The following is a 7,121-nucleotide window of genomic DNA, read 5'->3' as shown; positions in this document are numbered from 1 at the left end:
CGGGAGGAGTATGGCAAGCATATAAGTAAAAGATTTTAATTATACTAAACTAGGTATAATCAGTTATTCAATTATAGGGCGCACTTGTTGAGTAAGTGCTCCTTTTTGAATTGGGCTAAATTGTCAAGTAACGAACTTTTTTGTCACGTATTTTTCGATAAATCATTACTAATTCATTAAAAATAAATAACTATTTTATGAAAAAGCCGAATTCTGGCGATTCTCTTGTTTCCAGTATGCAATGGTTGCAGTTTGAAATGGAAATGAGAACAGGTCCGGATTAGGTATGTGTTAAAATATGTTCATACTTACAAGCCCAACTAAGCTACCAATAAGAACAGCCGAGCTGATGGAAGGAGCTAATACATATGCTAATTCAATGTACCAAAAAGCTACTAGATGAACTTGAGGTACCCCCGGTTACTGAGATAGAAGAAAATCCCTTGTTTTCTTGGCATGCCAATTTATTAAAGGTTGGTCGGAAGAAGACGGTTGTGTTGGTGAATGATCGAAACTTATATGCAATCATCCTCCATGGCCTAAAAGCAAAGGATATGAAAACTATAAGTAAGTTAATCGTACAGGCCATCCGGGAAACATTCGAAGCGGAGTGTATCAAGGATGAAGTGATCGAGCAGTTTTTGCAACACTCTTCTCATATTACCTTTTCCAAAACAAAAGATAGAGCATTTGTAGCCAGAATGAACAAGGTATGTGAAAATGTTTATCACTTTGGGGAATTACTCGATAACGATAGCATCAATCAAGTGGAGATGAGCTTAAGGATTAATGGCTTATTAGTAGGAGTAGGAAAGAATGACTACATTTATCCAAAAGAAGAAAAGTATAAGCATTTGGAGGAGTTGGCTGGTCAACCGATTTTTCAATCTGAAGCAGTGGAACTTAAGGTAAAGTTGATACTTGAGAGACACGAAGTTAGGCGGAAGATTGTCGTGCCAACTAATACTACTTTTCCTAAATTGCATAGAATTTTACAAATTGCATTTCACTGGCAGAATAGCCATCTGTATGATTTTTATATTTATCCAAGTAACGCGGATGGCAAAGTCATCCCGACCAACCAACATAGACCGATTGTAAACCTAGTGTGTAACGAAGAAGCTTTTCATTACCAAGGTGATGTCCCTATGAAAATGGATACAGGTATAAAGCTGTCCGAATATCTTCCGGCTAAGATTGTATACAATTATGACTTCGGAGATGGCTGGCAGCATACTATCGAGTTAGAAAGAGTGATTGAAAACTTCGATCTCAATTATCCTATCTGTTTAGATGGAGAAGGAGCTGCTCCGCCAGAAGATGTAGGAGGAGAACCAGGTTACGAAGCATTTCTTCTTATCATCAGCGATAAAAACCATCCAGACTACGAGCATATGCTGGAATGGGGAATGAAGCAGGGTTATAGCGAGTTTGATGAGGAGAAGATTAATCGAATGTTGCGGAGAGTGTGACAGGACAAAGGAGTCAGATCCTTCGTTCCAAAAAGGAAGTGGGGCAAGAGTCTGGGGGCTTTTCGGGAAAAAAGTGCAGCCAACAAACAGTAAAACGATCTTCCGCAATCGGGCGCTATTGTTGAACAACACAGGTAGATAATGATCAAACTTTTTTAAAAAAGTGCCCTCGTGAAATATTTTAAGAGCCTGTTTTAATCATTCTTTTTTTCAAAATCAGGCTCTTTTATATTTGGAAAATCAACATTATAAGACGTATTTTTGATCAAACTTTTTTATAAACCAACAATAAACCAACAGAAGAATCGTTATTCTAATTGAGGTTGGAAGTGAATTCAATTTGTAATGCAAAGATAAGGTTAATCTAGGATAGATTACACTCAAGTATTATTAAGCAAACCGGCGCAATTTAAGTAAATAAAATTCTATATCAAATACCTATTTTAAAATTTTCTTTAAAAAACTCTTCGCATACTATGGGGGGGTATAGTATTATGTAATTAAGGAGGTGAGGCAATGTCGATGAATTCAGAAAGTCTTAATAAAATTGTTGATATCGATCAATGCTGCTCATCAGACGGTGCAAGAAAAAGCCACCATTCAGATAAAGTGAAGAATAACTTAACAACAAGATTAAATCGAATCGAAGGTCAAATTAGGGGAATAAAAGGATTAATTGAAAAAGATACGTATTGTGATGATGTCATTACTCAAATATCTGCGACTCAATCCGCTTTAAATAGTGTCGCCCGTATTTTACTTGAAGGGCATATGAAGTCATGTGTTCTAGAAAAAATTCAAGAGGGAGATACGGAGATTTTAGACGAGGTAATGGTGACAATTCAAAAATTACTGAAAAAATAAAAGGAGACTTAGCGATATGGAAAATATAACTTTAATCGTAAAAGGTATGTCATGCGGCCATTGTATTAATTCAATTGAAGGCAGTGTAGGCGAATTACCCGGAGTTACCGCTGTTAAAGTAAACTTGGATTCAGGAACGGTTAGTGTGGAGTTTAATCCGAGCGAAGTTACTATTGATAAAATCAAAGAAACAATTGATGACCAAGGTTATGATGTTCAATAAATTTGGTTAAAGACCGTGCGGAATAAAGCACGATTTATTTTTAAAAATAATATACCATACCAAGGTATGGTAATAACGAATAAGGAGGAGTAAATCATGGAAAATGTAATATTAACAGTGAAAGGAATGTCATGTGGGCATTGTATAAATTCAATAGAAGGAAACGTAGGAAAATTAAATGGTGTTCATTTTGTAAAGGTTCACTTATATGAAGAAAAAGTAGATGTATCATTTGATTCGAAAGTGGTTTCTTTAAAAGAAATTACTGACATTATAGAGGATCAAGGTTATGATGCAGCGCTGAGTAAATCGTCTAAAGATCAAAGCTGTCACTAAGGAACTGAAAAAACGTGCTGTCTTTAGTGGCACGTTTTATTACCCCAAAAATATACCCCACTATAGTATGTGGTGATAGGAGTAAAAGGTTATGAGCGATAAAAAAGAAACAACACTTCAAATAGCTGGCATGACGTGTGCTGCTTGTGCAGTGAGAATAGAAAAAGGTCTAAAAAAAATAGATGGAGTAGAGGATGCGAGCGTAAATTTCGCATTAGAAAAATCAAAAGTAACATTTGATTCGTCTATAGCAAATGTAAATCAATTGAAGGAAAAAGTGGAATCTTTAGGATACAAAGTAATCAGTGAGAAAGCTGAATTTAATATAAGCGGTATGACGTGTACAGCGTGTGCGAATAAAATTGAAAAACGTTTAAATAAGTTAAATGGTGTTCAAACCGCAACGGTTAACTTTGCCTTAGAATCGGCCCTTGTAGAATATAATCCTGATGAAGTTTCGGTCTCAGATATGAAGGAGGCCATTAATAAATTAGGCTATCGCTTGGAACAAAAGCAAGAATCTAAAGGCGAAAAAGTGGATCATAGACAAAAAGAAATTGAAAAGCAAAAAGGGAAATTTATATTCTCGGCTATTTTATCCATCCCTTTACTTTGGGCAATGGTCAGTCATTTTGAGGTTACTTCTTTCATTTGGCTGCCTGAGATGTTCATGAATCCTTGGGTTCAACTCGCGCTTGCGACTCCTGTCCAATTTTTAGTAGGAGGTCAATTTTACGCAGGTGCTTATAAAGCATTAAGGAATAAAAGTGCAAACATGGATGTCTTGGTTGCGCTTGGCACCTCTGCAGCTTATTTCTATAGCATCTACTTGAGTAATTTATCCATAGGCTCTGATGCACATATGGTGGAATTATATTTTGAAACAAGTGCTGTGTTAATTACTCTAATTATATTAGGTAAACTGTTTGAAGCAAAAGCAAAGGGACGTTCCTCTGAAGCTATTAAGAAGCTTATGGGCTTACAGGCGAAAACGGCCACAGTTTTAAGAGACGGGCAAGAATTGAATTTACCAATTGAAGAAGTAATCGCTGGAGATATCGTATATGTGAAACCAGGTGAAAAGGTACCTGTAGATGGAGTGATTTTTGAAGGGAGATCTGCCCTTGATGAATCAATGATTACAGGTGAAAGTATTCCTGTCGATAAAACAGTTGGAGATGCAGTAATAGGATCAACCATTAACAAGAATGGATTTTTAAAGGTAAAAGCAACAAAGGTAGGAAAGGATACGGCCTTAGCTCAAATCATCAAAGTAGTCGAAGAAGCTCAAGGATCTAAAGCGCCAATCCAACGTTTAGCCGATGTTATATCCGGAATTTTTGTCCCAATTGTCGTTGGGATCGCCATTGTGACATTTCTGGTTTGGTACTTTGTTGTAAGTCCCGGAGAGTTTGCAGCAGCTCTTGAAAAGTTAATTGCCGTATTAGTTATCGCATGTCCATGTGCACTGGGCCTAGCTACTCCTACATCCATTATGGCAGGGTCAGGCCGAGCAGCTGAATATGGAATTTTGTTTAAAGGCGGGGAGCATCTTGAAACGACTCATCGATTGGATACAGTGATCCTTGATAAAACGGGAACGGTAACAAATGGAAAACCAACACTTACAGATATTATTCTTGCAAATGGATTTGAAGAAAAGGAATTTTTAAAGTTAGTCGGTGCTGCAGAAAGAAATTCCGAACATCCGTTAGCTGAGGCAATTGTTGAGGGCATTAAGGAAAAAGGAATTGAACTGGTCAGCTCTGAACATTTCGAAGCCATTCCTGGTTTTGGAATCGAATCAATAGTTGAAAGCAAATCCTTGCTTATCGGAACGCGCAGACTTATGGAGAAAAATATTATTAATGTTGGAAACATATTACCTAAGATGGAAAACTTAGAAAAGCAAGGTAAGACCGCAATGCTAGTCGCAATTGATCATCAATTTGCAGGAGTGATTGCCGTTGCAGATACAATTAAAGAAACCTCTCAAAAAGCGATTGAACGGTTAAAAAATATGGGTCTAGAGGTTGTTATGATTACAGGAGATAACAAGCAGACAGCCCAAGCAATTGCAAATGAGGTCGGAATTGACCATGTTATAGCAGAAGTTCTGCCGGAAGGAAAGGCAGAGGAAGTTAAAAAGCTTCAAAAAGCTGGAAAGAAAGTGGCGATGGTCGGTGACGGTATTAATGATGCACCAGCGCTTGCTACTGCAGATATTGGCATGGCAATCGGTACTGGTACGGATGTAGCAATGGAGGCTGCTGATATTACTTTAATCAGAGGAGACTTAAATAGTATTGCCGATGCCATCTTTATGAGTAAAATGACGATTCGAAATATTAAGCAAAATCTATTTTGGGCCTTTGCTTATAATGCTTTAGGAGTTCCAATTGCAGCACTGGGCTTTCTGGCACCGTGGCTTGCAGGAGTAGCAATGGCATTTAGTTCAGTGTCAGTTGTTTTAAACGCACTTAGATTACAGCGGATTAAGTTAAAAGGATAATTGATCGATAAAAAAGAGAGGAGCATTTTTATGAAACAAAAAAACATTTTGACCTGGGCAATTTCAGCGATTGTTTATCTTGGGTTAGTCATTGGCGGATATTCCGTATATGCAAGCTTGAACAGTAATAACGATCACACTAATACCCACTCGGAAGCAAATAGTCATGAGAAAAAAGAAACTATTGCTGAGCAAGCACATAACGATGATCATACAAGTGGTAAGGATTCAGGGCATTCAAATCATGGGGCTACATCAGAAAGTGAAGTGGTCACAAACGTAAAATATGAAGAAGGCTTAATTTCCATTGATCTAAAGGATAAAGACCAAAATTCACCTGAATTAGAAATTTCACATGAAAAGATTATGCATTTAATTATTGTAAGTGCCGACTTAAAAGATTATTACCATTTACATCCTGAGGAAAAAGGAAATGGTGTGTATACTCTGAAATTCGACCTGCCTGAAAACTCTTATAAAGCTTTTGTTGATATTAAACCAAAAAACCTTGCCTATCAAATTAGTCCGATAGAGCTGCATGTGGGGAAAGGCCATGGTGACCTTGATGAAAATTCACTAAAGGCTGATACAAACTTAACTAAAACAATTAATGGAAAGACGGTTGAATTAACAACTACAGAGCTAGGAGTAAACAAAGATGTTACGTTAAATTTTGATACAAAAGGGATTACACCAGAGCCCTACCTGGGGGCTTTAGGTCATGTTGTTATTTTGGATGAAAAGGGTGAGAAATTTGTTCATGTGCACCCTACTTCAGAAGAAAAGACACAATTTGAAACAAAATTTGATAAACCTGGGATCTACAAAGTATGGGGAGAATTTAAATTTGATGGTAAAGTAACTGCCTACCCATTTGTGATAGAGGTAAAATAAACGAGGAACAGAGGGGAATGTTATGAACTTAGATGGTGTTAGCAAACATCTATTAATTTGCAACGGGAAAACCTGCATGAAAAATGGAGCAGAAGAAGTAACAGAGACCATTAGGGGAGAATTGAAAAACTTAGATCTGCAAAAGGAGATTCACACAACAAAAACATTATGTAACGGCCAATGCAAACATGGTCCGATCGCTGTTCTATATCCACAAGGAACCTGGTATAAAGAAATGAATAAAACTAAAAGTGAAGAGCTTATTCGTCAATTGAAAGAAAACGAAAATGTTCATTTAGGCTCTGAACTTTTTTACCATGATGGGCAAACATTTAAGAACCATGAGAGTGAACTGTAACATCTTATCTCTATATCGACCCAAAGCGTTTCTGTTTAACAGGACGCTTTTCTACTGTAGTAAGTGCCGAGTGACAATTGGTATTTCATCATAATAAAGTCGTTTTAAAAAAAGTCCTTTACTGGAACATGCTATCTTCCACAAACGGGCCATTTAATGGAACAAGACTTTCAAAGACTGGATATTTAATTTAATCTTAGTAAGAGATTGTGAAGAAACGTACATAAACTAAAGTAAGCAGTTGAAGATAGAAATGACTCCTTTATGACGATTTTGATCCATGTTTAGTATTTAAAAAAGTATATGAAAAGTAAAAATGCACAAAAGAATCCATCCTCAATGGTAGTTAAGGACGGATTCTTATGACGTAAACACCAAGTTCTTAGGGGTCACTTGGCTACAATTATTATAACTCAACTTTCGCACACTGAAATAGGCAGGTATGCCTTGATATAGTTGGGT

General features: G+C 36.9%; 7 protein-coding genes. All 7 read left to right on the top strand.

What is annotated here, in order from left to right; all coding sequences use genetic code 11:
- The first annotated feature begins 368 nt into the window (after window positions 1-368).
- The 7 genes from J7E63_RS13710 (at window position 369) to J7E63_RS13680 (ending at window position 6,659) form a co-directional block, all read left to right on the top strand.
- On the top strand, window positions 369-1,472 hold the full coding sequence (locus tag J7E63_RS13710) for a plasmid pRiA4b ORF-3 family protein (protein ID WP_215013118.1): 1,104 nt from the start codon (window positions 369-371) through the stop codon (window positions 1,470-1,472).
- A gap of 522 nt (window positions 1,473-1,994) precedes the next feature.
- Window positions 1,995-2,336, top strand: a complete 342-nt coding sequence (locus tag J7E63_RS13705; RefSeq protein ID WP_374193732.1) for a metal-sensitive transcriptional regulator — start codon at window positions 1,995-1,997, stop codon at window positions 2,334-2,336.
- Window positions 2,337-2,352: 16 nt separating this feature from the next.
- Window positions 2,353-2,559, top strand: a complete 207-nt coding sequence (gene copZ / locus J7E63_RS13700) for a copper chaperone CopZ (RefSeq protein WP_214998673.1) — start codon at window positions 2,353-2,355, stop codon at window positions 2,557-2,559.
- Between the two features lie 96 nt (window positions 2,560-2,655).
- Window positions 2,656-2,895 carry a copper chaperone CopZ gene (copZ, locus tag J7E63_RS13695; protein WP_214732563.1) on the top strand — a complete coding sequence of 80 codons (240 nt, stop codon included), beginning with the start codon at window positions 2,656-2,658 and terminating at the stop codon, window positions 2,893-2,895.
- A 91-nt stretch (window positions 2,896-2,986) separates the two neighbouring features.
- On the top strand, window positions 2,987-5,407 hold the full coding sequence (locus tag J7E63_RS13690; RefSeq protein ID WP_215013114.1) for a heavy metal translocating P-type ATPase: 2,421 nt from the start codon (window positions 2,987-2,989) through the stop codon (window positions 5,405-5,407).
- Window positions 5,408-5,437: 30 nt separating this feature from the next.
- Window positions 5,438-6,301, top strand: coding sequence for a hypothetical protein (locus tag J7E63_RS13685; protein ID WP_215013112.1), 864 nt, complete (start codon window positions 5,438-5,440; stop codon window positions 6,299-6,301).
- A 22-nt stretch (window positions 6,302-6,323) separates the two neighbouring features.
- A complete protein-coding gene (locus J7E63_RS13680) occupies window positions 6,324-6,659 on the top strand; it encodes a (2Fe-2S) ferredoxin domain-containing protein (protein WP_214998665.1) in 336 nt (111 codons plus the stop codon).
- Window positions 6,660-7,121: the final 462 nt, after the last annotated feature.

This window comes from Bacillus sp. ISL-75, from assembly GCF_018613095.1.
Note: the sequence above shows the minus strand (reverse complement) of the source record. Positions and strands in the feature narration are given on the sequence as shown.